Annotated in this window: 23 protein-coding genes; 11 read left to right on the top strand and 12 right to left on the bottom strand. The window is 66.9% G+C overall.

Going from position 1 to position 24,742, the window contains the following annotated elements; translation table 11 throughout:
• Window positions 1–914, bottom strand: a 914-nt coding sequence (locus tag QE494_RS15780; RefSeq protein WP_300044761.1) for an ABC transporter ATP-binding protein, incomplete at its 3' end; no start/stop codon positions are given.
• A gap of 81 nt (window positions 915–995) precedes the next feature.
• Here QE494_RS15780 and QE494_RS15775 point away from each other — a divergent pair.
• Window positions 996–2,612: an iron ABC transporter permease gene (locus tag QE494_RS15775; protein ID WP_300044758.1), complete on the top strand. Its 1,617-nt coding sequence runs from the start codon at window positions 996–998 to the stop codon at window positions 2,610–2,612.
• Window positions 2,613–2,781: 169 nt separating this feature from the next.
• Here the strand turns inward: QE494_RS15775 and QE494_RS15770 are convergent, their stop codons facing one another.
• Window positions 2,782–3,012 (bottom strand): hypothetical protein, encoded by a 231-nt coding sequence (locus QE494_RS15770; protein ID WP_300044755.1) that lies wholly within the window; start codon window positions 3,010–3,012, stop codon window positions 2,782–2,784.
• A 288-nt stretch (window positions 3,013–3,300) separates the two neighbouring features.
• On the opposite strand from QE494_RS15770, the gene QE494_RS15765 reads away from it, so the two are divergent.
• From QE494_RS15765 to QE494_RS15730, 8 genes are all read left to right on the top strand, one after another.
• A complete protein-coding gene (locus QE494_RS15765; protein ID WP_300044753.1) occupies window positions 3,301–4,242 on the top strand; it encodes an ABC transporter permease in 942 nt (313 codons plus the stop codon).
• Window positions 4,239–5,990 carry a dipeptide/oligopeptide/nickel ABC transporter permease/ATP-binding protein gene (locus tag QE494_RS15760; RefSeq protein ID WP_300044751.1) on the top strand — a complete coding sequence of 584 codons (1,752 nt, stop codon included), beginning with the start codon at window positions 4,239–4,241 and terminating at the stop codon, window positions 5,988–5,990. The genes QE494_RS15765 and QE494_RS15760 overlap by 4 nt, the downstream gene beginning before the upstream one ends.
• Window positions 5,987–6,817 (top strand): ATP-binding cassette domain-containing protein, encoded by an 831-nt coding sequence (locus QE494_RS15755; RefSeq protein WP_300044749.1) that lies wholly within the window; start codon window positions 5,987–5,989, stop codon window positions 6,815–6,817. The genes QE494_RS15760 and QE494_RS15755 overlap by 4 nt, the downstream gene beginning before the upstream one ends.
• A gap of 54 nt (window positions 6,818–6,871) precedes the next feature.
• Window positions 6,872–8,437 (top strand): ABC transporter substrate-binding protein, encoded by a 1,566-nt coding sequence (locus tag QE494_RS15750; protein WP_300044746.1) that lies wholly within the window; start codon window positions 6,872–6,874, stop codon window positions 8,435–8,437.
• A 28-nt stretch (window positions 8,438–8,465) separates the two neighbouring features.
• A complete protein-coding gene (locus tag QE494_RS15745; RefSeq protein ID WP_300044743.1) occupies window positions 8,466–9,401 on the top strand; it encodes an alpha/beta hydrolase in 936 nt (311 codons plus the stop codon).
• A 93-nt stretch (window positions 9,402–9,494) separates the two neighbouring features.
• Window positions 9,495–10,115, top strand: a complete 621-nt coding sequence (locus QE494_RS15740; protein WP_300044740.1) for a TetR/AcrR family transcriptional regulator — start codon at window positions 9,495–9,497, stop codon at window positions 10,113–10,115.
• Between the two features lie 48 nt (window positions 10,116–10,163).
• Entirely contained in the window at window positions 10,164–10,628 is a 465-nt protein-coding gene (locus QE494_RS15735; RefSeq protein ID WP_300044738.1) for a DUF3237 domain-containing protein, read from the top strand.
• Entirely contained in the window at window positions 10,625–11,554 is a 930-nt protein-coding gene (locus QE494_RS15730; RefSeq protein ID WP_300044736.1) for a S9 family peptidase, read from the top strand. Before QE494_RS15735 ends, QE494_RS15730 begins: the two co-directional genes overlap by 4 nt.
• 58 nt (window positions 11,555–11,612) lie before the next feature.
• On the opposite strand, the gene QE494_RS15725 is transcribed toward QE494_RS15730, so the two are convergent.
• From QE494_RS15725 to QE494_RS15680, 10 genes are read right to left on the bottom strand one after another with little or no spacing between them, the layout of a single operon-like run.
• Window positions 11,613–12,596 carry a tripartite tricarboxylate transporter substrate binding protein gene (locus QE494_RS15725; RefSeq protein ID WP_300044733.1) on the bottom strand — a complete coding sequence of 328 codons (984 nt, stop codon included), beginning with the start codon at window positions 12,594–12,596 and terminating at the stop codon, window positions 11,613–11,615.
• A gap of 3 nt (window positions 12,597–12,599) precedes the next feature.
• Window positions 12,600–13,421 carry an aspartate/glutamate racemase family protein gene (locus QE494_RS15720; RefSeq protein ID WP_300044731.1) on the bottom strand — a complete coding sequence of 274 codons (822 nt, stop codon included), beginning with the start codon at window positions 13,419–13,421 and terminating at the stop codon, window positions 12,600–12,602.
• Window positions 13,422–13,435: 14 nt separating this feature from the next.
• Complete coding sequence (locus QE494_RS15715; RefSeq protein ID WP_300044729.1) at window positions 13,436–14,206, bottom strand: aspartate/glutamate racemase family protein; 771 nt, start codon at window positions 14,204–14,206, stop codon at window positions 13,436–13,438.
• A 2-nt stretch (window positions 14,207–14,208) separates the two neighbouring features.
• Window positions 14,209–15,192 carry a tripartite tricarboxylate transporter substrate binding protein gene (locus tag QE494_RS15710; protein WP_300044727.1) on the bottom strand — a complete coding sequence of 328 codons (984 nt, stop codon included), beginning with the start codon at window positions 15,190–15,192 and terminating at the stop codon, window positions 14,209–14,211.
• Between the two features lie 35 nt (window positions 15,193–15,227).
• The gene (locus QE494_RS15705) at window positions 15,228–15,881 is read right to left on the bottom strand and encodes a flavin reductase family protein (RefSeq protein WP_300044725.1); all 654 of its coding nucleotides are present in this window, start codon (window positions 15,879–15,881) and stop codon (window positions 15,228–15,230) included.
• A 4-nt stretch (window positions 15,882–15,885) separates the two neighbouring features.
• Window positions 15,886–16,896 (bottom strand): tripartite tricarboxylate transporter substrate binding protein, encoded by a 1,011-nt coding sequence (locus QE494_RS15700; protein WP_300044723.1) that lies wholly within the window; start codon window positions 16,894–16,896, stop codon window positions 15,886–15,888.
• Between the two features lie 25 nt (window positions 16,897–16,921).
• Window positions 16,922–18,385 (bottom strand): FAD-dependent tricarballylate dehydrogenase TcuA, encoded by a 1,464-nt coding sequence (gene tcuA, locus QE494_RS15695; RefSeq protein WP_300044720.1) that lies wholly within the window; start codon window positions 18,383–18,385, stop codon window positions 16,922–16,924.
• A gap of 39 nt (window positions 18,386–18,424) precedes the next feature.
• On the bottom strand, window positions 18,425–19,192 hold the full coding sequence (locus QE494_RS15690; protein ID WP_300044717.1) for an SDR family NAD(P)-dependent oxidoreductase: 768 nt from the start codon (window positions 19,190–19,192) through the stop codon (window positions 18,425–18,427).
• On the bottom strand, window positions 19,189–20,103 hold the full coding sequence (locus tag QE494_RS15685; protein ID WP_300044714.1) for an oxaloacetate decarboxylase: 915 nt from the start codon (window positions 20,101–20,103) through the stop codon (window positions 19,189–19,191). The genes QE494_RS15690 and QE494_RS15685 overlap by 4 nt, the downstream gene beginning before the upstream one ends.
• A 40-nt stretch (window positions 20,104–20,143) precedes the next feature.
• Window positions 20,144–20,866 carry a GntR family transcriptional regulator gene (locus QE494_RS15680; protein WP_300044711.1) on the bottom strand — a complete coding sequence of 241 codons (723 nt, stop codon included), beginning with the start codon at window positions 20,864–20,866 and terminating at the stop codon, window positions 20,144–20,146.
• Window positions 20,867–21,050: 184 nt separating this feature from the next.
• Between QE494_RS15680 and acnA the strand changes: the two genes are divergently transcribed.
• Both acnA and QE494_RS15670 read left to right on the top strand, forming a co-directional pair.
• Window positions 21,051–23,810: an aconitate hydratase AcnA gene (gene acnA, locus QE494_RS15675; protein ID WP_300044709.1), complete on the top strand. Its 2,760-nt coding sequence runs from the start codon at window positions 21,051–21,053 to the stop codon at window positions 23,808–23,810.
• The coding region (locus QE494_RS15670) for a D-2-hydroxyacid dehydrogenase family protein (RefSeq protein WP_300044707.1) at window positions 23,801–24,742 on the top strand (942 nt) is incomplete at its 3' end. The genes acnA and QE494_RS15670, both read left to right, overlap by 10 nt.

Genomic DNA, 24,742 nt, shown 5'->3' with positions numbered 1-24,742 from the left:
GCCTTGCGCAGGATCTGCGCCTTCACCGGGGCGTCGTCGTCATGCAAGATGTCGTCGGCGCGCAGCAGCACCTCGCACTGCCCGCCCGGAAAGTCGGTAGGCAGCGGACACTCCGCTACGTCGGACAGTACCCCCAGCGGGGTGTCGACCACCACCTTGCCTGCCTCCTCGCGGATCTGCGCCGGGGTGAAGACGCCGTGGCCGATGAAGTCCGCAACAAAGCGGCTGGCCGGCCGGTGGTACAGGGTGTAGGCGTCGTCCCACTGCTCGAGCTGGCCCTGGTGCATGACGCCGATCACATCACCAATGGCGAAGGCTTCCAACTGGTCGTGGGTGACGAACAGCGCCGTTGCGCCCGCCGCTTTGAGGATGGCCCTCAGCTCGTGGGCTAGTCGCTCGCGCAGGTCGATGTCGAGGTTGGAAAAGGGTTCGTCGAGTAGCAGCAACTCGGGCTGGGGCGCCAGCGCACGGGCCAGTGCCACCCGCTGCTGCTGGCCGCCCGAGAGCTCATGCGGCATGCGGCCTTCCAGCCCCTGCAGTCCTACCAGGGCCAACACCTCGGCGACCCGGGCCGCCCGCTGCGCCCGCGGCAGGCGCTCCAAGCCAAAGCCGATGTTGCGGCCGACGTCGAGGTGCGGGAACAAGGCGTAGTCTTGGAACACCATGCCAATGCGGCGCGCCTCCGGCGCCACATGCGCAGCCGGGCTGCCCACCACTTGGTCACTGATTCGGACCTCGCCGTCGCTGGCCTGCTCCAGCCCGGCGATGGCCCGCAGCAAGGTGGTCTTGCCGCATCCGGACGGGCCGATGAGAACGCCAATCGCGCCGCGTTCCAGGCTGAAGGACACGTCTTTGACCGCGGTCCGGCCCGCGCCAGGGTAGCGCACGCTCAGGTGGGACAGGGCCAAGTGCATGGGGGTAATTCTAGATGCATACAATTCTCAATTGCATCCTGACTGTTTTTCTCGATGCCTTCTTGCTTGTCCCCCGCCCCCATGTCCCTCCAACGCCTCCGCGACCTGCCCTTGCTGGTCCTGGCCCTGCTCCTGCTGCTGCCGGTGGGTGGCGTGCTGGCGGCCTGGCTGCAGTGGGACGCGCAGAGCGCAGACATCCTGCGGGAGATGGCTTCCACGGTGCTGCCGCGGTATGCCGGTGCCAGCCTGGCGCTGTGTTTGGCGGTGGCCGTGGGGACCGCGCTGGTGGGCACGGCCGGCGCGGCCGCCGTGACCCTGTTCGAGTTCCCCGGCCGTCGCAGCTTCGAGTGGGCCTTGCTGCTGCCCTTGGCGATGCCAGCCTATGTGGTGGCCTATGCCTACACCGACTTCCTGCAGTTCTCGGGGCCGATGCAGACCTGGCTGCGCGCAGCCTTCGGCCTGGAAGGCCGTGTCTTTCCTGAGGTGCGCAACCTGCCGGGGGCTGCCTGGGTCTTTGTCTTCACGCTCTACCCCTATGTCTATCTGCTGGCGCGGGCGGCCTTGTCGGAGCGCGCCGCCCACCTGATGGAGGCCGCCCGTCTGCTGGGCGCGTCGATGCGCCGGCGCGTGCTGGCCGTGGCCTTGCCACTGGCCCGCCCGGCCATTGCAGCCGGCGTGGCCCTGGCGCTGATGGAAACGCTGGCGGACTTTGGCGTGGCCAGCTATTTCGGCATCCAGACTTTTTCCGCCGGCATCTACAAGGCCTGGCTGGCGATGGACAACCGCGTCGCCGCCGCCCAACTGGCCACCGCCTTGCTGGCGGTGGTGGGACTGCTGCTGTGGCTGGAGCACCGGGCCCAGCGTCGTCTGCGTTTTGCCACCCTGGGCGGCGCCCGTGCTGGCTCGGTCGAAGCCCAACCCATGCGCCTGTCGGGCCGCCACGCGCTGTTGGCTTGGCTGGTCTGCGGTCTGCCGGTGTTGGCGGGCTTCGTCCTGCCGGTGCTGTTCATGCTGCGGCCGCTTTTGGCCGCCGATGTCGACCTGCCCTGGGACCGCTTTGGTCAGTGGGCGTTCAACAGCGCGCGCCTGGGCGTGGCCGGCGCCGCGCTGGCCATCGTGATCGCCCTGGCCCTGGCCTTTGCCCTGCGCCAACGCAGCGACCCGCTGACCCGCGGCGTGGTGCAACTGACGGGCCTGGGCTACGCCGTGCCGGGCGCGGTCATCGTAGTCGGCTTGCTGGCCCCGGTCGGCGCCCTGCAGGCCCGGTGGCCGGATTGGCCCCTGTCCTTCTGGGTGACGGGCACCGTCTTGGGCGTGGTCTGGGCCTACCTGGTGCGGTTCATGTCAGTAGCCCTGCAGTCGGTGCAGGCGGGCTACGCCCGCATTCCGGCCTCGGTCGATGACTCGGCCCGGATGCTGGGCGTGTCAGGCCTTCGCCTGCTGGCGCGGGTGCACTGGCCACTGCTCCAGCGCTCGGTGCTGGCCGGTGCGCTGCTCGTGCTGGTGGACGTGATGAAGGAACTGCCGGCCACTCTGGTGCTGCGCCCCTTCGACACCGACACCCTGGCCGTGGTGGCCTACCAACTCGCCCGTGACGAGCGCCTGGGCGAGGCGGCGCTGCCCTCGCTGGCTCTGGTGCTGGTGGGCCTGGTGCCGGTCATGCTGCTGAGTCGCACCTTGCGAGATAAGGCGCGATAAATAAAGATGAGCCCGAATAAGGCGAAATAAGCGGAAAAAGGCGCAAAAAGGCGCGAAAAGGTGCGAAAAGGCAGTGGAGGGCGGGGGGTCGGGGGAGGGGTGGGGCGGCAAGAGGGGGCATCCAGGTCCCGCGCGTTCCCGCCGGTGCGGCCTCAGCCGCCTCATCGGGTCAGGTGTCGGCCGGCCCGTCCTCCAGCTTGCAAAACAAGACCTCACCGGTCGGCACATAGACCACGCGGATCTCCTGGCCAGACTCGGTGCGGAAGCTCTTAGCCGCCAGCGCCACCGCCAGGGCGCGGCTGCCGACCAGGAGTGGGCGGTCGGGTGCCAGGGGCGGTACACCCCCGAAACGGCCAGACAGGGGGCGATTGCTCTCGATACGGTACTCGGAATGGGACATGGACGACCTCGGACTTGTCTCTCTCTGTGGATTTGCTGACCGGTTAGGTTCCCGGTCGCATCGGTGGAGGGGCATGCTGCGTCCGCTCGGGCGCCCGGCATGTAGGACGGAACCAGCAATCGACTGTTCAACCCGTCTACCCCTGGCGCTTCGCCGTCAGGCTCCGCGACCGAGGGTGAGGCGACGCGGCCGGGGGGGGTGGGGTGGGTAAACCCGCATTGATGTACGACTCAGTACAAAAACAAAATAGATTTATGTACCGAAACGGACATTAACCTGTAAGTCCCCGTGCTGGCCATCATCCTGCGCCGTCTGCTCGCCTCCATCCCGTTGGTGCTGGTGGTCACCCTGCTCGCATTCCTTCTGAACCAACTGGCGCCAGGGGATCTGGCCGCGACGATCGTCGGTGCCGACGCCAGCCGTGAGCAGTACGAGATCCTGCGCAAGCAGCTGGGGCTGGATCAGCCCCTCCTGTGGCAGTACGGCGCCTGGCTGGTGCAGGCCCTGCAAGGGGACCTGGGCACCTCGTTCTTTACGGGCGAGCGGGTTGCGGACCTGGTCAACGAGCGGCTGGCTGTGTCCTTGTGCATCCTGGCTGGCCTTCTCCTGGTGTGCGTATCGGCGGGCTTGGTGCTCGGCGTAGCCAGCGCGCTGCGCGGAGGCTGGGTGGGACGGGCGATCGACACCCTCTCGCTGGTGGGTCTGGTGTTTCCCTCCTTTTGGCTGGCGCTGGTACTGATTTCGGTCTTCGCGGTCTGGCTGCAGTGGCTGCCGGCGACGGGCTACACCCGCTTCTCCGACGACCCCTGGGCGTGGCTCCTGGGTCTCGTGCTGCCGGTGCTGTCGGTGTCGATGTACTCGATCACCAGCGTGGCCAAGCAAACCCGCGACGCCATGGCCGACGTGATGGGCCGCGATTTCATTCGCGCCCTGCGCGCCAGCGGCGTACCCGAGCGCAGCGTGGTCTGGAAGCATGGGCTGCGCAACGCTGCGCTGCCGGTGGTCACCGTGCTGGGCCTGGTGCTGATCGCCGGCATTGGCGGCACGGTCTTCGTCGAGCGCATCTTCGTGCTGCCTGGCCTTGGCAGCCTCGCAGTGAGCGCTGCCCAGTCCAAAGACGTGGTGCTGCTGCAGGGAGTCACCCTGTATTTCACCCTGATCACCATCGTCATCAACCTGCTGGTGGACCTGAGCTATGGCTGGCTCAATCCGAAGGTGAGGGGGAAATGACCAGCTCGACCCCCCCCAGCCTTTGGGCGCGCCTGCTGCGCCGTCCCACCGCGGTGGTGGCTCTGGCCTGGCTGTTACTGCTTTTGGTCGTGGCGGCCCTGGCCGGGCAGTTGTCCGCGCACGACCCGCTAGAGCAGGAGCTACTGGCGATCAAGCAAGGGCCGAGCGCGGAGTACCTTTTGGGCACCGATGCCTTGGGCCGGGACGTCCTCAGCCGAGTGATGCACGGCACCGCGCCGACCCTGCTGGGGGTGCTGGAGGCGGTGTTCGTGGCGGGTGCGCTGGGCATTGCCATGGGCGTGAGTGCCGGCTACTTCGGCGGCCGCTGGGACCGCCTTGTGCAGCAGCTGGTAAACCTGCTGCAGTCCATGCCCACGATCTTGATCATGCTGGCGGTGCTGGCAGTCTTTGGACAGAACATGTTGCCCGCGATGGTGACACTGGGCATTTTGGGATCAGCAGGCATTTCACGGGTGATGCGCAGCGTGACCCTGGCGGTTCGCGAGGAGCTGTATATCGCTGCCGCCCGCCTGTGCGGCCTGGGCGACGGCCACATCATCGTGCGCCATGTGATGCCCCGCATCATTGGTCCGGTCATCGTGCAGCTGGCTCTCTTTTGCGCCATTGCCGTGATCGTGCAGACCGGCATCAGCTTCCTCGGTCTGGGCGTAGTCCCACCCGCGCCAACTTGGGGCGGCATGATCTTCGAGGCCTCGTCCAGCCTGAGCGATCACCCCTGGCTGCTGGTGCCCTCGGGCGGCGTGGTGGCCCTGACCATCCTGGCTTTTGGCCTGCTTGGGGACAGCCTGCGTGATGCCTCTACCGAAAACTGGTCACGCCCCGCCGCGCAGCAGCGTGCAGGCAAGCGAGCCGCCGAGGCAGTCCACGATGTGCCTGGGAGTAGCCTGCTATCGCTACGCGGCCTGTGCATTGATGCCGGTGCGCGCCGACTGGTCGATGGCGTTAGCTTCGATCTGGCGCCGGGCGAAACGCTGGGCATCGTGGGCGAGTCAGGCAGTGGCAAGACGCTCTCGAGCCTGTCGCTCCTGGGCTTGCTGCCGTCCGGCACCCAGGTGACGGCTGGTACCGTCGTCATCGATGGTCAGGCCATCGATCTGGGCGACCACGCTCGGCTGGCGCAGCTGCGCGGCGCCACCGTTGGCATGATTTTCCAGGAGCCGATGTCGGCGCTGGACCCGTGCTTCACCATCGGCTACCAGCTGGCCGAGGTGGTGCGTCTGCAGCATGCGGGTTCCTTGGCCGAGGTACACGCCCGGGTGATCGGCCTTCTTGAGGCGGTGAAGATCCGCAACCCCGAGGAGGTGGCTCAGCGCTACCCGCACCAGATCTCGGGCGGAATGGCTCAGCGGGTGGGCATCGCTCGCGCGCTGGCGCGCGAGCCGCGCGTGCTGCTCGCCGACGAGCCCACCACTGCGCTCGATGTCACGGTGCAAGCCGAGATCCTGTCCCTGCTGCGCCAACTCTCTCGCGCGCACGGCATGGCGGTCATCTTGGTCACGCACGACTGGGGCGTGGTCGCCGACCTGTGCGACCGGGCTCTCGTCATGCGCCACGGCCGGGTGCTGGAGTCGGCCGATGTGGTGGACCTTTTCCACCGGCCGCAGCATCCCTACACCCGCGCGCTGCTGGCAGCCAACCCGCATGGAGCCCAACCGGGCCAGCCTTTGCCCACCGTGGCCGAGGTGATGGCGGCAGCCGGCATGAAGGACGAAGGGGTGGCAGTTTGAAGACCCACTTGGATGCAGCTGCGCCCCTGCTGCAGCTCGAGGGCGTGAAGGTCGACTTTCCTCAGCCAGGGGGGCGGCGCTTTCAGGTGCTCAAGGGCATTGACCTCACGATCGCCGCAGGCGAGACGGTCGGGCTGGTCGGTGAGTCCGGATCCGGCAAGACCACCCTGGGCCGGGTGATCCTCGGCCTGGTGCCGCCGAGCGAAGGACGTGTCGTCTTCGATGGGCAGAACCTGACCCGCGACGCCGCCGCGCGCCGCCGCGTGATGGGCCGCGACATCCAAGTGGTATTCCAGGATCCCTATGGTTCCCTCAATCCTGCGCTCACCATTGGTCAGACCCTGTCCGAGCCCCTCCTCAAGGAGACCGGCTTGACCCGTGAGGCAAGGAGCGCCCGCGTCGCCGAGGTGCTCGAGCGGGTGGGCATGCCCTCGGATACCGCGCTGCGTTACCCGGGCCAGTTCTCCGGCGGCCAGCGCCAGCGCATTGCAATTGCCCGGGCAGTGATCGCCCGCCCGCGCCTGGTGGTCTGCGACGAGCCGGTGAGCGCGCTGGACCTGTCGGTGCAGGCCCAGGTGCTGAACCTGCTCAACGAACTGCAACGCAGCATGGGCCTGGCCTTGCTGTTCATTTCCCACGACCTGACTGTGGTTCGGCATGTGTCGCACCGCACTCTGGTGCTGTACCAGGGCGAGATCGTGGAGCAGGGTGAGGCCGCCCAGGTACACAACGCCCCCACCCACCCCTATACCCGCGCGCTGCTGGCAGCAGCGCCGGTACCCGACCCGCTGCTGCAGCGCGCCCGACGCGCCCAGGCTGCGGCCTGAGCTTTTCCGCCTTTCCAACCCCCACGCACCATCCATTCAAGACAAGGAGACCCCATGGACATGAATCAATTCAACGACATGCTGATCGGCCGCCGTAGCCTACTGGGCGCTTCCGCGGCCGGCCTGGCCTTGGGCGCTGGCCTGGCCGGTCCCGCGCAAGCGCAGGCCAATGCCAAGGTTCTGACCGTGGGCGGCGCCTTCGTCCCCTTGAGCATGGATCCCGCCAACAGCGGCAACGGGCGCGCCGGGTTGCACCTGGCCCCTGCCTATGAGCCGCTGGTGCGCACCCAGGCGGACGGCAAGTTCGCGCCTGCTCTGGCCACCGCCTGGGAGCTGTCGGCCGACTCGAGGGAGGTCACCTTCACCCTGCGCCAAGGCGCCAAGTTCAGCGATGGCGAGCCGGTGACCGCCGAGGCCTGCAAGAAATCCATCGAGTATTTCGTCGGGAAGAAGGGGCCCTTCGCTGCGAACCTGGCCAGCATGACCGGTATCGATGTGCTCGACACCTACCGTTTCAAGGTCAAGGTCTCGGTGCCCCAGCCAGCTCTGATCGAGCTTTTCAACGGCTACTGGCTGGCCGGCTACATCATCAGCCCCAAGGGCCTGGCCAGCGCCAATCTGCTCGGCGCGCAAACCTTCGGCGCCGGCCCGTACAAGCTCGATCACACGGCTACTGTCACGGGCAAGACCTATACCTTCCTTCCCAACGAGCACTACTACGACAAGTCCCGCATCAAGTGGGAGAAGCTGGTCATCACCGTCTTCGAGGACCAGAACGCAGGCATCCAGGCCATGAAGGCGGGTCAGATCAAGCTGCTGGTTTCCGATCCGCTCTCTGCGCAGGCCGGCTCGGCCAACCTGTCTAAGAACATGCGCATCCAGTCCGATGCGGTGGGCTGGACGGGCCTGATCCTGATGGACCGCGACGGCCAGGTGCAGCCATTTCTCAAGGATGTGCGCGTACGCCAGGCGATCAACCACGCCATCGACCGCAAGCTGATCTCGCAGGCCCTCCTGGGCCGTTTCGCCGAGCCCTCGCTGCAGTTACAAAGCCGCGGCTTCATGGGCTATGACGCTGCGCTGGAGAAGCGCTACCCCTTCGACCCTGCCAAGGCCAAGCAGTTGATGGAAGCGGCCGGTTTTCCCAACGGCTTCGAGTTGAAGGTGGGCTATGTGAACAACACCCTGAGCCGCTTCCTCACGCAGGCGATCGCCGGCCAGCTGAAGAAAATCGGCATCAAGTTCGTGACCGAGGAGTACCAGGGCTTTGGCCCCTTCTTGGCCGCGGGCCGCAACAAGTCCTATTCGGCCCTCGTCTTCAACAGCAACTCCAGCGTGCCCAACCTCGCTCGCTTCCAGACCCTGGACGCCAAGGGCAGCCTCAACACCTATGGCAGCGAAGACGCCACGCTCACCAAACTGATGAACGAGGCTGCGCTGCTGCCCCTGGCCAAGGCCGAGGCGGCCTGGAAAAAGGTCTATGCGCAGGCGGTGGAACTGGCCTGGTTCGCACCGGTGGCCGCGGTGCATGTGTGCTACTTCGCCACCAGCGATGTGAAGATGCCCCAGGCGGGTCAGTCTTTGGTGGTGGACCTGATCGACGTGGTGCCGGCCAAGTGAGACGGCTCCCGCAGCCCCAAGGGAGAACATGATCCAAGAAAGCAAGGACCTGATGTCGGACCCGTTAGCGCTCGACCCGGCCCTGGTGGAGATTGACCGGCGTTGGAAGGCCTCCGGTATCCCCGACCTCTACGCGGGTGGCAGCGGGCCAGTGAGCCGGGAGCGCGCTATCAACATCCGCGCCTTCCTCTACCCGAAGCCCCAGTTGCCCCAGGGCGCGATCGAGGCGATCGAGTTGCCGGCCCCAACGGGCTCTGGCCGTCCGATTCCTGCGCGCATCGTTCGCCCGGTGCGTGGCGAGCCCACGGGCACCTTGGTCTACTACCACGGTGGTGGTTGGGTGGTGGGTGACCTCGACTCGCACGAGGCCCATGCCATCCGGCTGGCCAACGAGGCGGGCGTGGTGGTGCTCAATGTCGACTACCGGCTGGCACCCGAGCACCCCTTCCCTGCGGCCATCGACGACGCCGAGGCCGCGCTGGTCTGGGCGGCGGCGAATCTGACCCGTCTGGGTGGCGCGGGCAAGCCCCTGGCCGTGGGCGGCGACAGTGCGGGCGGCAACCTCGCGGCGGCCGTCGGTCTGTACGCCCGCGACCGGGGTATCGCGCTGGCGGCGCAACTCCTGATCTACGCGGCCACCGACCTGGCCGGCAAGCCTGGGCCTGAGCGCATGTACCTGGGCGATGACGCCGAGCGCAAGGCCAGCGACCCGCGCGCTTCGCCCCTGCGCGCCGCCACGCTTCGGGGCCTGGCGCCCGTGATCATCGGCGTCGGCCCCTACGACTTTCTCTACCGGGACAACCTGGCCTATGCCCAGCGCCTGCGTGAAGAGGGCGTGACACTCGTGATGCGGGAGTTTCCGACCCTCAATCACGGCTTCTTCAGCTACACCGCGGTCAGCCAGGACAGCCTAGCGGCGGCGTTGCAGTTGTGCGCGGACCTCCGGGCGCTGATGACGGACTGATCCGCTAGGGACTTGGCCGATATGGACGACGCTCGCGAGGACTCGGGCAGCGACAGGGGCGCGGACCCGGTCGAGCCCGTTACCATTTGGCCCATGGATCCTGTTGTCCGCGACATTCTCGAGGTGGCGCTGTCCGAGTTCGCCAACTATGGTTTCGAGGGCACCCGCATCGAGGCCATCGCCGCGCGCATGGCCACGAGCAAGCGGATGATTTATTACCACTTCGGCAGCAAGGAGAAGCTGTACGACGCCGTGTTGAGTTATGCCTACGACCTGGTCAGTAGCGGCGCTGAGCACCCGGGTGACATCGACACACTGCCGCCGCTTGAGGCCCTGCTGGCCCTGGCCGGTTCGGCCTTCGACAGCTTCAACCGGCACCCGGACTTCATCCGGCTCACGCTGCAGGAGAATCTGCGCGGGGCTCCGGTGGTTTCGGCATCGGAAGCGATCCGTCGCATCAACCAGGGGAATTTGGCAGGTATCGCGCGTCAGCTGCGACGCGGCCAGGCCGAGGGCAGCATGCGACAAGACCTCGAGCCGTTGGATGTGTACATCACCTTCGTGGGCTTGTGCAGTTACCACATCGCCGCCCGGCCCGCCTACAAGGCTCTGTTCGACACCGACTTCTTCTCGCCCCAGGTGCGCGCCAGACGCCGTGCATCCATCTGCGCCGCATTGTCAGGCTACGTGCGCGCCTCGGCCGCTGCAACGTAGACCGGCACGCTTTCACGGCTTCCCAGCTGCCTCGCCATCGCCATCGCCATGCCTGATTTTTCCTCCGTCCCTGCTCCTGTTGCACCGCGCGCGTCCCTGGCCTGGGAGGCGCGTGTCACCACCACACCGCGCCAGCCCATGGGCCGAGGCCCCGCCGGTGAGCGCCACATCATCCCCATCACCGGCGGTAGCTTCGACGGCCCCATGGGCCTGCGTGGCACGGTGCTGCCTGGGGGCGCCGACCGCCAGCTGTGGCGACCCGACGGTGTGCGCGAGCTCGATGCCCTCTACGAGATGCAGCATGAGGACGGCAGCGTCTTCACGATTCACAACCAGGTCACCATCGACGAGCCCAGCGGTCAGCCTCGCTATGCCTTCTCGCATGTCAAGGTCCAGGCGCCCGAGGGCCCGCATGGCTGGCTGAACCGACGTGTGTTCATCGGCACCTTGCATTCGCTGCCTCCGGGGAGCGGCGCGGTGGTGATCCGGGTGTGGATGTTGGAGGACGCATGAAGCGCTTACGACTCATGACATTGGCCGGGATACTTCTGGCGCTGGCCGGCGAGGCCCTGGCTGCAGGCTTCACCCGGGAATCCTTTGTTGTCGAACTGCGGGAGCCGGCCTTCGGTGCGCGGCCTGTTCCGGTTGAACTCTGGATTCCCGACACCGGCAAGCCTTCCTACCCGCTGGTCATCACCCAGCATGGCAGCACGCGCGATGGCTACCGCTTCGAGGGCGGCAAGGGCCGCACCGACACCTATTCAAGCCGGATGATGCAGGCGGCAGTGGCCCGGGGCTTTGCGGTGGCGGTGCTCGATGCCTTCTACGAGAAGAACCTTGCGCCCTCCGACAAGACCCAATTTCCCAATGCCGGTGCCTATGCGGTGAGGCTCAGGGCGCATTTGCTGGCCAAGGAGTCGCGGCTGGATCCGCGCAACACCTTCTACACCGGCTTTAGCTATGGCGGCGACATGGCCATGTGGCAGCTTGCCAGCCGCAACCCCACGCCCTGGGCGGCCGTGGTCGCTGCCGAGGCTGGCTGCAACACCTTCTTCAAGCCTCGGCCCTTGCCCTATCCGGTCTTGATCATGAAGGGCACGGAGAGCCACTACTACCCCCGGGCCTGCCAGATCGCCGCCGAAGAAAACAGGAAGATTGGTAACCGGGTCGAGGTGCTGCTGTTCGAGAAGTCCAACCACTACTTCAGCCTCAACGGTCAAATCGTTCGCGGCCTAGCCTTCAACGGGTGTACCGACAACCCGGCCATCCAGGACGACGCCACGGGCACCTGGACTTTCTACGACGGAACGCCCACCACCCGGGACGAAATCAACCGCCGCTGCTTTCGCAACGAGGGCGGTAGAGGCCAGACCTACGAGAAGATGGACGAGGCCGTGAGCAAGGCGCTTGACTTCTTCCAAGCCAATCTCCGCCCCTAGCGCAAGGGCGCGATCCGCGCTGGTGGGCCGGGCGAGCTCAGGACCTGAGCACGACCCTTCAATCCATCTTCACCTTGCCCTCGGCGCGCATGCGGGCCCAGCGGTTGGTTTCATTGCGCATCAGCGTGGCGAACTCCGCCGGCGACTTGCTGCCGACGGGCTCGGCGCCCCACTGAATCCAGCGTTCCTTCACGTCGGGCTGCTGCAGGATCTTGTTGATCTCGGTGTGCAACCGATTGAGCACGGCTGGCGGCGTGCCCGTGGGTGCGACGAAGCCGTACCAGGGGTTCACCTCGAAGCCGGTCATGCCTGCACTGTCGGCCACCGTGGGCAACTCGGGCGCGCCGGAGGTACGGGTGAGGCTGGTGACTGCAATGGCCTTGACCTTGCCCGTCTTCACATGGGGCAGGGCGATCGGCGCGCCGGCGAAGGCAACCTGCACACGACCGGCGATCAGATCGGCCATGGCCTCGTTGATGCCCCGGTAGGGGATGTGGACCATCTTCACCCCGCCCATGGTGTTGAAAATCTCACCGGCCAGGGCGGTCAGGCTGCCTGCGCCCGAGGAGCCGAAATTCACCTCGCCTGGGCGCTTGCGGGCGTACTCCATCAGATCGCGCGCGTTTTGTACCGGCAGCGACGGGTTGACGACCGCCACCAGCGGCAGGCTGCCAATGAGGGAGATGGGCGCGAAGTCCTTGAGGTTGTCCTCTGGCGTGCGGCGGGCGCCGCCGCCACTGTCCATCAGCATCGAGGACGCGGCGAGGAAAAGGGTGTAGCCGTCGGGGGCCGACTTGGCGGCGGCTTCCGCGCCCACCACCAGGCCAGCGCCGGGCTTGTTTTCGATCACGAAGGACTGGCCCATGGAGGTCGACAGCTTCTGGGCCACGACTCGCGCCAGCAAGTCGGCCGGGCCGCCCGGGCTGTAGGGCACGATCAGCTTGACCGGCTTGTCCGGGTAGTCGGCGTGGGCCGGCAGGGACAGGCCTGTGAGTGCCAGGGCCGCAACGGCGGCGCCGATGATCGATTGCAGTCGCTTCATGGTCTATTTCTCCTCGGAAAACAATTTGGACAGCCCGTACATCTGGGCCAGTTCCTTGACACGCTCGCGCGGTGGAATGGCTTGCCAGTAGCCCTGCGTTGAGCGTGAGACGCCGAGCTGCTGCTTCATGTCGACCAGCATCTCCACCGTCTTGAGAACGGCGGCTACGCTCTCGATCACCGGCACGTTGTCCACCCGCTGAATGTCCGCGCCATGCAGCAGCAGGCTGAGCGGCGCCTCGCCGGGGATGATGACGTCGGCGCCGTCGGCAATGAGCTGGCGCGCGTTCTGGTGAAAGATGTCGATCACTTCAGCCGGCGCCTGCTTGGTGGGAATCACCGCGCTGGAGGGAAAGCCCACATAGCGGATGCCGGCGCAGCGGCTGGTCAGGCCCATGCGGGCGATGTTGGCCTCGATCGCCGGAATCATTTCCTTGATGAACAGCAGCACGCCGAACTTCTGGCCCAGGTGGGTGGCCAGGCTCATCGAGGCCTCGCCGTAGCCCACCACCGGAATGTTGACCAGGCTGCGCATTTCCCGAATGCCGGGCTCGGGCAGGGTGGCCATGGCAAAGCCATCAAAGCCCTGTTCCTCGGCCAGCATGGCCGCATAGGCGAACTGGTGCGAGTGCAGGGCCTGGAAGTAGGCGTAGCCCACATCGGTGCTGGGGCCGTCGCCCGGCTTGTGCCCATGGGTGCCGGCGTGGGTGCCGTGAACCACTACTTCCGTGTCGGGGCGCACCACCTTGCGGATGTGGGCGCGCAGCTTCTTGTTGTATTCGGGCACGCGGGCTAGCGTGGTGAAACTCTGGTGCCAGATCTTCATGGGTGTCGTCGCCTTTATTGGCTGAATTCGTTGGTGAGGAACTGGTGCACCTCGTCGGACGGCGCGGCCCAAGAGCCTGCGCGGTAGGTCTCGATGCCTACGGCTTTGAGTTCGACCATGGCCTCGGCGGTGCGGATTGCCACTGCCAAGGGGTCCATCACCAGGGCACCCTTGACGCTGCGGATGTTCTGGTCGATCAGCCACTGGCTCAGGTACAGGCCTGCGGGGTAGAGCGCCGCGGCGCCCCGGTCGGCCAGGCCGCCGGCCACCTGCAGGTAGGCGTCGATGAAAGGCTGCGGCTGGTTCCAGAGGTTGGCGTAGTCGGTGAAGGCAAAGCTCACGAAGCTACCCGGCACCATCCGCTCGCGCGCCTTGTAGCGGTCGGCCAGCTCGCCGAAGTAATGCAGCAGCCGCTCGCTGTTGACAAGGAAGGCGAAGTTCGGCGCCAGCTGGCTGTAGAACGCCAGCGTGGCTTGGGTCATGAAGACCACCGGAATCTTCACCATCTCGCGCAGCTCGTGGTAGCCCAGGTCCAGGCACTGGGTGACGAAAACGTCGTAGCCCTCCTCCTGCGCCCGCAGGGCGGACTTGATCGTTTCGTGCTGCACCAGATGCAGGTGCGTGCGGCTGCGGGCGGCGCCGGGGTACTGCTTGCCCAGATTCGGAAATTCGACCGTGGTCCCCGGGCTCGCGACACGCTGCGCATGCCGCAGCAGCGAGTCATGGTAGGGCTTGTACAGCGCCGACTGGCTCAGGGGTGTGCCGCTCTGGATGCAGATACGCATGGTCACTCGGCCTCGATGCCGGCGGTCTTGATCACCTTGCCCCAGCGGGCCAGCTCCGCCTGCTGGAAGCTGGCGAAGGCCTCAGGCGAGGCGCTGCCGCGCGGCTCTGCCCCGCCATTGATGGTCTGTTGTCGGAACTCGGGCATGGCCACCACCTGCTGGATCGCGGCGTGCAGCCGCTGAATCACCGGCCGCGGCGTGCGCGACGGGGCGACCACCGCGTACCAGTTGCCGCAGGTCAGCTCGGGCACCCCTTGCTCGGCGGCGGTGCGCAGGTCAGGCAGCAGCGGGTTGCGGCTTTCGCTGGTGATGGCAATACCGCGCAGCTTGCCGTCCCTGATAAAGGGCAGCAGCGCCGGCAGGTCCACGCCCATTCCGTCCACGTTGCCGGCCAGGATGTCGGTGATGCCCGGCGCAGCGCCCTTGTAGGGGATGTACTTGATCCCCGCGCCGGTGGCCTGGTTCAGGAGTTCGAGCACGACACGGGTCGAGCCGCCCGAACCCACGGTGGCGAACTGCACCGCGTCGGGCTTGCTCTTGGCCAGGCGGACCAGATCCTGGAGGTTGTTCACCGGCAGGCTGGGGCGCACTGCGAACACGATCGGGCTGCTGGCCACGGTGCTGATGCCAGTCAGATCGCCCTCGGCATAGGGAAGCTTGGGGTAGGTGAGCCGATTGAGCACCATGGGCGTGAGTCCTCCCATGAGCAGGGTGTAGCCGTCGGCCGCACCCTTGGCCACCAGCTCGGAGCCGATCAGTCCGTTGGCGCCAGCGCGGTTCTCGACTACCACCGACACCTTGAGCACCTCGCCCAGACGCTGTGCGACCTGGCGGGCCGTGATGTCGTTGGCACCTCCGGGCGGGTAGCCAACGACCAGCCGAATCGGCTTGGAAGGAAAGTCCTGCTGCGACCAGGCCGAGGGGAGGGCGGCGCCCAGGGCGAGGCCGCCGAGTGCCTGGGTGATCTGCCTGCGGTTGGTATTCATTTCGTGAGACTCCTTCTTGTTCCGCCCCGAGGGGGCTAGGTCTTGCCAATGGCGTCGCCCGGGGCGGGCGTCACGCGTTGCGGGGTTCTGGCGACAGGCGCCATCGTGATGAATTCGCCCAGGCGGGCATAGGTGGGGCCGCCGACCCGCGCCAGCGGGCGCAGTGCACGGGTGTCGATGCGCCCGCCGACATGCAGTCCGTCGCGGAAGTGGAAGGTCAGAACCTCGCCCACCACGAACTGCGCACGGGTGTCACCGAACTCCTGCACGCTGTGCAGCCGACACTCGAGGGCCGCCGGCACATGGGCGAGTCGGGGTGTGCGCACCCGGGATGAAGGCGCCAGGGGCAGGCCCAGCAACTCCACCTCGCTGATTTCCGGCGGGTACTCGTCGGCGCTGCGATGGATGGCGTCGATCATGGTCTCGTCGCCGATGTTCACCACAAACTCCCCCTGCTCGAGGATGTTGCGGTTGGTGTCCTTGGGCACGCCATCGCGCAGCCCCATATTGATGCCGACCATGGGCGGCTTGCTGCACAGGTAGGTGTAGCAGCTAAAGGGCGCCAGATTGACCACCCCCTGCGCGGACTGCGTGGTGATCCATGCGATCGGCCGGGGCACCACCACACCGCTCAGGAGCTTGTAGCAGCCCTCTGCATCGAGGGCCGCCGCGTCAATGGCCAGCGTCATGGCCTCAGCGGCGCAGGTCCAGCTTTTGGACCACCGGGGCCCAGCGCTCGGACTCGTCTTTCATCGTTTTGGCGGCAGACGCCGGCGTGTCGCCGATGATGATCAGGCCTTGGCCGGCAATCTTTTCCACTGCTTCTTGCGTACGCAGGGCAGCGATCGCAGCCGCATTGAGCTTGGCAATCACCGCCGGCGGCGTCTTGGCCGGGGCATACAGGGCCTGGAGGTTGTTGGTCTGGAAGCCGGCGTAGCCCAATTCGGCCACGGTGGGCACGTCGGGGAACTGCCTGAGGCGGGTGAGGCTGCTGACCGCCAGCAGCTTGACCCGGCCGGTGTCGACCACGCCCTTCACGCTCACCGCCGACAGCATCATGGCGTCGATGTGACCGCCAGTGAGGTCTTGGACGGCGGGCGCGTCGCCGCGGTAAGGCGCGTGGCGCAGTTCGGTGCCGGTGGCCATCGCCAGCATCTCGCCGGTGAGGTGACTGGGCGTGGCCGTGCCGGGCGACCCGAAGGAGATCTTGCCTGGGTTGGCCTTGGCCATGGCGACGAACTCTCGGAAGTTGTTCACGCCCAGGTTGCTGCGCACCACGATGCCGAAGGGCTGGTTGACTGCCAGGGTGACGGCGGCAAGGTCACGGTCGGGCCTGTAGCTCAGTTTCGAGTCGAGCAAGGGCAAGATGGCGATCGAGCCGGTGGTGCAGTAGCACAGCGTGTAGCCGTCGGGAGCCGCCTTGGCGACGAAGTCGGTGGCGATCGCGCCCGACGCCCCGTCCTTGTTCTCCACCACGACTGGCTGGCCCAGGGTGCGGGACATCTCCTTGGCCACCAGACGCGCAATCACGTCGGTGGAGCCGCCCGGTGAGAAGGGAACGATCAGCTTGACGGGCTTGTTCGGAAAGTCATCGGCCGGCTGGGCCTGTGCGGCGGGCTGCCACAGGGCCAGGGTGGCGGTGGCCAGTGCCGCCGCCAGGCGGGTGGCCCGGGTCAGGGACGGCAAGAGGGAAGTGTGTTGCATCGCGTGTCTCCTTCTGTGGTTGTCTTCAGTCTGCTTTGGCTAACTCGGCGGCGTCCTGACCGGCGATGCGGCCGAAGACTGCGCCCTTGAGCACCGAGGTGGCGCCGGTGTAGTTGTGGTAGTACAGGCCCTGCACCTCGCCCGCGGCATACAGGCCCGGGATCGCGTCGCCCTGGGTGTTGATCACGCGGGCGGTCGTGTCCGTCTTGAGTCCACCGAAGGTGAAGACGATGGACGAGATGATCGGGTAGGCCAGGAACGGGCCCTGGTCCAAGGGGCGCGCCCAATTGGACTTGGGCGGCGTGATGCCGCGTGTGGACAGGCCGTCGACCCGGCGGGGGTCGTAGGTGCCCGCCACGCAGGCGGCGTTGTAGTCGGCGATGGTTTTTTCCAGGATATCGGCCTGAAGTTCGAGCTTCGCAGCCAACTCGCGCAAGGTTGGCGCCTCGATCGGTGGCTGCTCGGTCTTGATGGCCGACTGTTTGTTGGGAACGTCGGCAAACTTGGCGTCCAGGATGCAATAGGCCAGGCCGTCGGTCTGCGCGAAGATGCGACGGGTGACGCGCTCGTAGGTCTCGTCGGTCTCGCCAGGTCCTTCATCGACGAAGCGCTGGCCCTCTTTGTTGACCAGAATGCCGTAGGGGTACATGTACATCGAGGGGCCCGCGCGGTTGGAGCGCGGGTCCATCGGTGAGGCATGGAAGCTGCCGAAGTCGCCACAGGGCGCAGCGCCAATGTCCAGCGCCATCTGGATGCCTTCGCCCTTGTTGAAGTGGCAGCCCAGGGACATGCCGCGCAGGTTCAAGGCGCGCGGGCCGATGTAGCGAGTCATCATTTCGGCGTTGCCCTGGAAGCCGCCGCTGGCAATCACCACCCCATGGCCGCGCACCTGCATCCGCTTGTTGCCGCGTCCGATGGCGTTCACCCCGCAGACTGCGCCTTCGTCGTTCTGAATCAGGGACTCGGCCTTGGTCTCGTACAGCACCGTGCCTCCCTTCTCAAGGAACTTCTTGGACAGGGTCTCGACAATGGCCAGGCCGCCGCCCGAGGGAACGATGCGTGGCTGCGCCGCGGTCGGAAAGGGCACTTCGAGCGGGAAAAACTGCAGGCCGTAGCCGCACAGCCACTTGAGCGTGCCCGGGGAATCGTTGGCCAGACGCGCCACCACGTTCGGGTCGACAAAGCTCAGGGCGCGCAGGGTCGGCGGCCATTGGGCCGGGTCGCGTGCGGCTTCGGCCATCAGGGTGGGTTCGAGGTAGCCGCCCCCGTTGGCGATCAGGTGGTCCTCGAAGTCGTCCGACACCTCGTCGACCGATTTCATCCGGATGTACGAGCCGGTCCAGCGGGTGTTGCCGCCGGCTTCTTCCGCCGTGGCGCGCTCGACGATGCAGACCCGGGCGCCGTGTTCCTGCGCCGACACCGCTGCGCTCAGCCCGGCGACGCCAGAGCCGATCACGACGACGTCAAAGTTGTGTTCTGTGTTTGCCATTGCTTCTTCTCCTCGTTGTCTTGTGTGGGGTGTGTGTTCTCAGTCGACCCAGGCGCCGCCGTTGACGTCTAGCACTTCGCCGGTCACGAAGCCTGCGCTGTCGCCCGCCAGATAGGCCACCGCATCGGCCACGTCTTCGGGCGCGCCCATGCGCCCCAGGGGGATCAGGTTGCGCAGGCTGTCCGGAAAATTGCGGGTCATGTGGGTGGCAATGGGGCCGGGCGCCACCGCGTTGACCGTGATTCCAAAGCGCGCGTTTTCCTTGGCCAAGTAGTAGGTGAGGGCGTGAACGCCGGCCTTGGACGCGCCATAGGCCACACTGCCTGCGCGCTTCTGTTCGGCTGGGTCGAGCCAGGGACGCGGGTTGCCGCCGTTCTTACCCAGGATGGAACTCATGTTCACGATGCGGCCGTAGCCGCGCGCGCGCATCACCGGCAGTGCTGCCTTGCAGCAAATGAACACGCTGGTCAGATTGCCTCGCAGGATGCGCTCGAACTCCATCGCGTCGATGTCATCGGAGGCACCGTGCGAGCTGATGCCGGCGATGTTCACCAGCACGTCCAGGGCGCCGAGTTCGGCCACGGTGCGTGCCACCATGGCCTCGACCGCGGCGACGTCCGTGACATCGGCTGGCGCTGCAATGGCCCGCGCGCCCTCGGCTTGCACCAGGGCCAGGATTTCCGTCAGGTCGGCCCGGTCGCTCAGGCACAGGCTTGCGCCCTCCCGGGCCAGACGCAGCGCGGTGGCGCGGCCAAGTCCGCCGGCGGCGCCGGTGATCAGGGCGACGCGCTGGTCCAATCGCTTCATGCGTGGCTCCGGACGGGGGCGTCCTGGTGCAGCAGGCGGGCCTCGCGCTCGCGCATCTCGGCGTAACCCATGAGGGCCATGATGTCCTCGATGGAGGCCAGCAGGTCAGGCCGGTCTGCGGGAACGCCGGTCGTCATCACCTCGCGCATCACCGACAGCGCCTGTTGCATGGCGTGGATGGCAGCAGCGGGCAGCATGCGCGGCAGGCTGATGCGCCGCACACCCAGCGCCTTGAGGCGGGGGATGGGAAACAGCGGCGTGGTCGGCCGCGAGCGGATGCCAAAGCCCATGTTCACCGTGACCGGCACCCGCGCCGCTTCGACGATGGCTGCGATGTCTTCTTCGCTGCGCACTGCGTCGGCGAAGATCATGTCGGCGCCCGCCTCCGCGTAGGCCCGTGCGCGCCGGCAGGCGGCCTCGATGCCCTCGACTGCAATCGCATCGGTGCGCGCGCACACCACGAAGGCGTCGTCCCGGCGGGCCAGGCAGGCCGCCTCGACCTTCATCACCATCTCCTCCAGGGAGATGACCTCCTTGCCCGGCATGTGGCCGCAGCGCTTGGGGCTCACCTGGTCTTCGATGTTGACGCCGGCAATGCCTGCCTCCTCGAACTGCTGCACGGTGAAGTGCACATTCATCGGGTTGCCGTAGCCGGTGTCGGCGTCTGCGGTGACCGGGATGCCGACCGAGCGGGCGATGTTGCGGCAGTGGTTCACGTTCTCCGACAGGCCCAGGTAGCCCGAGTCAGGCTGGCCCAGGATGGCGTTAGAGACCGCCGCGCCGCTGGTGGCAGCGGTTTTGAATCCGGCCGCTTCCACCAGGCGCACGCTGTAGCCGTCGTAGACGCCGGGGGAGACGATGAATTCGCCACTATTTAGCAGCGCGCGGTATTTCTGGGCGTTGAGGGACATCCGGGGGTACTTCTTTTTCGGGTGAATCGGTGAGGGAAATTCAGGCGCCGCGCAGGGCGGTCATGTCGCCGGAAATCAGGGGGAGGTGCGCAAACAAATGGTCAGCGGCTCGCGCCACATGCGAGCGCATCAGCGACTCGGCCAGTTCGCCGTCGCGCGCCTTGAGTGCGCGCACCAACTGCCAGTGTTCGGCATAGGCCTGGCTCTTGCGCTCAGGCACCGCCCCGGAGCGACCCCGGTACATGCGAAGCAGGTGGTACAGGTCGCCGCACAGGGCGTCGATGATGCGGCTGTTGCCGCTGGCGCGGACGATGCGCTCGTGCAGGTCGAAGGCCTTGGGCACGTGGGCGTTCGCGGCGCTTCGTGCGCCGGCTCCGCGGTCAGCCAAGGTGCGTTGGCGATCTTGCTCGAGCTCCCGCACCAGGCCGCCGATTTCTTCGTTGCTCATTCTCTCGGCGGCCAGGCGGCAGGCCATGCCCTCGAGGGCCATGCGCATTTCGAACAGCTCGCGCGCGCCCTCCTGGGTGAGTGTGACCACCCGGGCTTTCACATAGGGCTCGCGGCTCACCAGCTGGATGCCTTGAAGACGACGCAAAGCCTCACGGACCGGGCCTCGGCTCACGCCGAACTCCTCGGCGATCGCCGCCTCGTTGATCGGGGCGCCCTGGGGCAGGCGGCCGTCGTGGATGCGGGCCACCAATTCACTCAGCACGGTGTCGGCCAGCGGTTGGGCCTTGCCGTCGGAATCGGAGGGGGGGGGCATGCGGACGAATCTAGGCAGTGAGCCTCAAAGTGTCAACAGTTGGGGTGGCTGGTGCTTACCCTGATGAGGGTGGTCTTCAGGGTGACGCTTATATTTTTAAAGAGAGAATTCGGTTTGACCACCAGTTGGTGCGCCGCCTGCCCGGGGCTTGCGCCGGCAAAGTGTTGACACAATGATGGGCGACATGGCTTCACACACCTCCCACGCTGCCCCGGCCTCCAGCCCGGCTTCAGGCGCCCTTGTAGTTGCGGGCACCGCCTACCGCTTCGTCGACCTGCCCGCCTTCGTTGCCGCGGCGGGGCGCGAGCTGGCGCGCATGCCCTTCGTGACCCGTGTGCTGCTGGAGAACCTGCTGCGCGCGCGCGCCACTGGCCGCGCGGTGAGCGAGGAGGAGGTGAGCCGGGTGCTGGACTCACCGGCCCATGTGGGCACCGACATGCCGCTCTTTGTGGCCCGGGTCATCCTGCCGGACTCGAGCGGCCTGCCTGTGCTCCAGGACCTGGCGGCTTTGCGCGATGCGCTCGCGCGTGCCGGTGGCGACCCGGCGCAGGTCGATGCGCGCATTCCGGTGGACCTGGTGGTCGACCACTCGCTACAGGTCGACCAGTGGGGGACGCCCGGCGCCATGGTCGCCAACATGCGGCGCGAGCTCGAGCGCAATGCCGAGCGCTACGCCTTCATCGCCTGGGCGCAGCAGGCCTTTCGCGGCCTGCGGCTTTTTCCGCCGGGCAGCGGCATCATTCACCAGGTCAATCTGGAGAAGATCGCCACCGTGGTCGCTACTGCCGAACACGCAGGCGAGGTCTGGGCCTTTCCCGACCTGGTGATCGGCGGTGACTCGCACACCCCCATGGTCAATGGTCTGGGTGTTTTGGGCTGGGGTGTAGGCGGCATCGACGCAGAGGCCGCGCTCTTGGGCCACGCCTACACCTTCCCCCTGCCCGAAGTGGTCGGCGTACGTCTGGTCGGCCAGGTGCAGCCCCTGGTCTGGACCACCGACATCGCGCTCATGGTCACCCAGCGCCTGCGCCGTGAGCAGGTGGCCAGTTGCGCGGTGGAATTCTTCGGGCCCGCCGCCGCCGCGATGCCTGTTCCCGAGCGGGCCACGCTGGCCAATATGGCGCCCGAGTACGGTGCCACCTGCGGATTTTTTGCGGTGGATGACCACACCCTGGACTACCTGCGCCAAACAGGTCGGACTGACGCTCAGGTGGCCCTGGTCGAGGCGTACTGCAAGCGGGCAGGGTTTTGGCGCGATGCGTCGGTGCCAGAACCGGCCTACGCCCGCGTGATCGAGATCGACATCAGCCACGCGGTTCCCAGCCTGGCCGGCCCCGCGCGGCCTCAGGATCGGCTCGCCTTGCCGGAGGTGGCGCCGGATTTCCGGCGCCGGCAGGGCCTGCCCCTGGCCGAGGGCGGCTTCGGCCCCAGCCGCGCCGGCGAGGAGACGGGCGCCATGCCTGAAGGGGCCGTGGCCATTGCGGCCATTACCTCCTGCACCAACACCTCCAACCCGCAGGTCATGTTGGCCGCCGGTCTGGTGGCGCGCAATGCGGTGGCGCGCGGCCTGGCCGTCCCGGCCTGGGTCAAGACCTCACTGGCGCCCGGATCGCCTTCTGTCATGCGCTACCTCGAGGCGCTGGGCCTGGCCCAGCCCCTGGCCGACCTGGGCTTTCACCTGATCGGGTTCGGCTGCACCACCTGTGGCGGCAAGTCCGGCCCCTTGTCGCCCGAGGTGGCGCAGGAGATCGAGCGGCGGCAACTGGTGACTGCGGCGGTGGTGTCGAGCAATCGCAACTTTCCTGGCCGCATCCACAAGCTGGTGCGGGCCAACTACATCGGCGCCCCGCCACTGGTCGTGGCGTATGCGCTGGCCGGCCGCATCGACGTTGACTTGGATCAGGACCCGGTTGGCCAAGACCCACAAGGCCGCCCGGTTTACTGGCGCGACATCGTTCCCTCTCAGGAAGACGTGAAGGCGATGATGGCGCTGATGACCCATTTGCCGGGTGTGAACGACGCCACCGCGCCGGGTGCGATCGAGTCCGCCCCGATGGGCAGCGGTGATTCAGCGAGCGCGCCGGCACCCGACTGGGCCCCGAGCGCCGCGACCGGTCTGCTCTATCCCTGGGATCCGGCGTCGCTTTATCTGCGCGAGCCGCCCTTCTTTGCGGGTGACGAGGCACCGGGCGGCGACGGCATTGCTAGCCTGGCGCATGCCCTGAAGGGAACGCGCGTGCTGGCGGCCTTTGGCGACTCGCTCACCACCGACCACATTTCCCCGAGCAGCGAAATTCCGGCGGACACGCCGGCCGGGCAGTATTTGCTCGCAGCCGGCATTGCGCCCAAGGACTTCAACACCTTCGTTGGCCGACGCGGCAACTTCGAGGTGATGGTGCGTGGCACCTTTGCCAATGTGCGTCTGCGCAACGCCCTCACGCCTGACCGCGAAGGCGGCTGGACGCGGCACTTCCCGGGCGGCGAGGTGACCACGATTCATGAGGCCGCCCAGTCCTACATCGCCCAGGGGCGCGCGGCCATCATCCTTGGCGGCAAGGAGTACGGCACCGGCAGCAGCCGAGACTGGGCGGCCAAGGGCTCGGCCCTTCTGGGCATCAAGGCGGTCATCGCCGAGTCGTATGAGCGGATTCACCGCGCCAATTTGATTGGCATGGGCGTGCTGCCCCTGCGCTTTGAGGCGGGCCAAGGTTGGCAGCAACTCGGCCTCGACGGCTCGGAGGTCTTCGACTTTGAGGGCGTGGCCGATGGCGTGTTGCACGGCCACCTGATTCGCGTCCAGGCCCGTCGCCTCGATGGCACGGCCATCACCTTTGAGGTGATGGCCGAAACCCGCACCGCAGCCGAGCGACACCTGATGGCGGCAGGCGGGCTGCCCCGCAGTGTGCTGGGCGATCTACTGAAACGGAGCCCCGCATGCGCATAGCCATCCTCGACGATTACCAAAACCTGGCCCTGCGCCTGGCGGACTGGTCCGCCCTCGAAGCCCGTGGCGCCCAGATCACCGTGTTCGACCGCCACCTCGATGAGGCCGAGGCCGCCGAGGCGCTCGCTCCGTTCGACGCCGTCTGCCATTTGCGCGAGCGCATGGCGATGCCGGGCACCTTGATCGATCAACTGCCGCGCCTGCGCTGCATCGCGATCACCGGCTCTGAGCATCGAACCCTGGACCTGGAGGCTGCACGCCGCCGCGGCATCGTGGTCACCTCGGCGGGCAATGGGGGCCTGGGCCGGTGGGCCACGCCCGAACTGGCCTGGGGCCTGATCATCGCCCTGGCGCGGCAACTGCCTCAGGCAGCGGCGGCCATGAAGCAGGGCGGCTGGCAGCGCCATTGCGGCCAGACCCTGGAGGGCAAGACGCTGGGCCTTGTGGGCCTGGGCCGGATCGGTCGCCAAATGGCGCGGGTGGGCCTGGCTTTTGGCATGGAGGTGCTGGCCTGGAGCAACAACTTGCAACCTGCGCAGGCCGAGGCGGTGGGTGCGCAGTGGTGCGCAAAGGACGAACTTCTTGCCCGCAGCGATTTCATCAGCCTGCACCTGGTGCTGGGCGAACGAAGCCGCCACACGCTGGGCGCGCGGGAGTTTGCGCTGATGAAGCCCACAGCCTGCCTGGTCAATACCGCCAGGGCAGGCCTGGTGGAGTCCGAGGCTCTTCTCGACGCCCTGCGCAGCGGCCGCATCGCCGGCGCGGGGCTCGACGTGTTTGACCAAGAGCCCCTGCCCGACCAGCACCCGCTGCGCTGCCTGGACAACGCCATCCTCACCCCCCACCTGGGCTACACAGTGGAGGAGACCTTGCGCATTTTCTATGCTGGCACGGTGGACAACCTGCTGGCCTTCATGGACGGCCAACCCAAG

This window comes from Ramlibacter sp., assembly GCF_029866045.1.
In the GTDB taxonomy this organism is placed as follows: Bacteria; Pseudomonadota; Gammaproteobacteria; order Burkholderiales; family Burkholderiaceae_C; genus Ramlibacter.
Note: the sequence above shows the minus strand (reverse complement) of the source record. Positions and strands in the feature narration are given on the sequence as shown.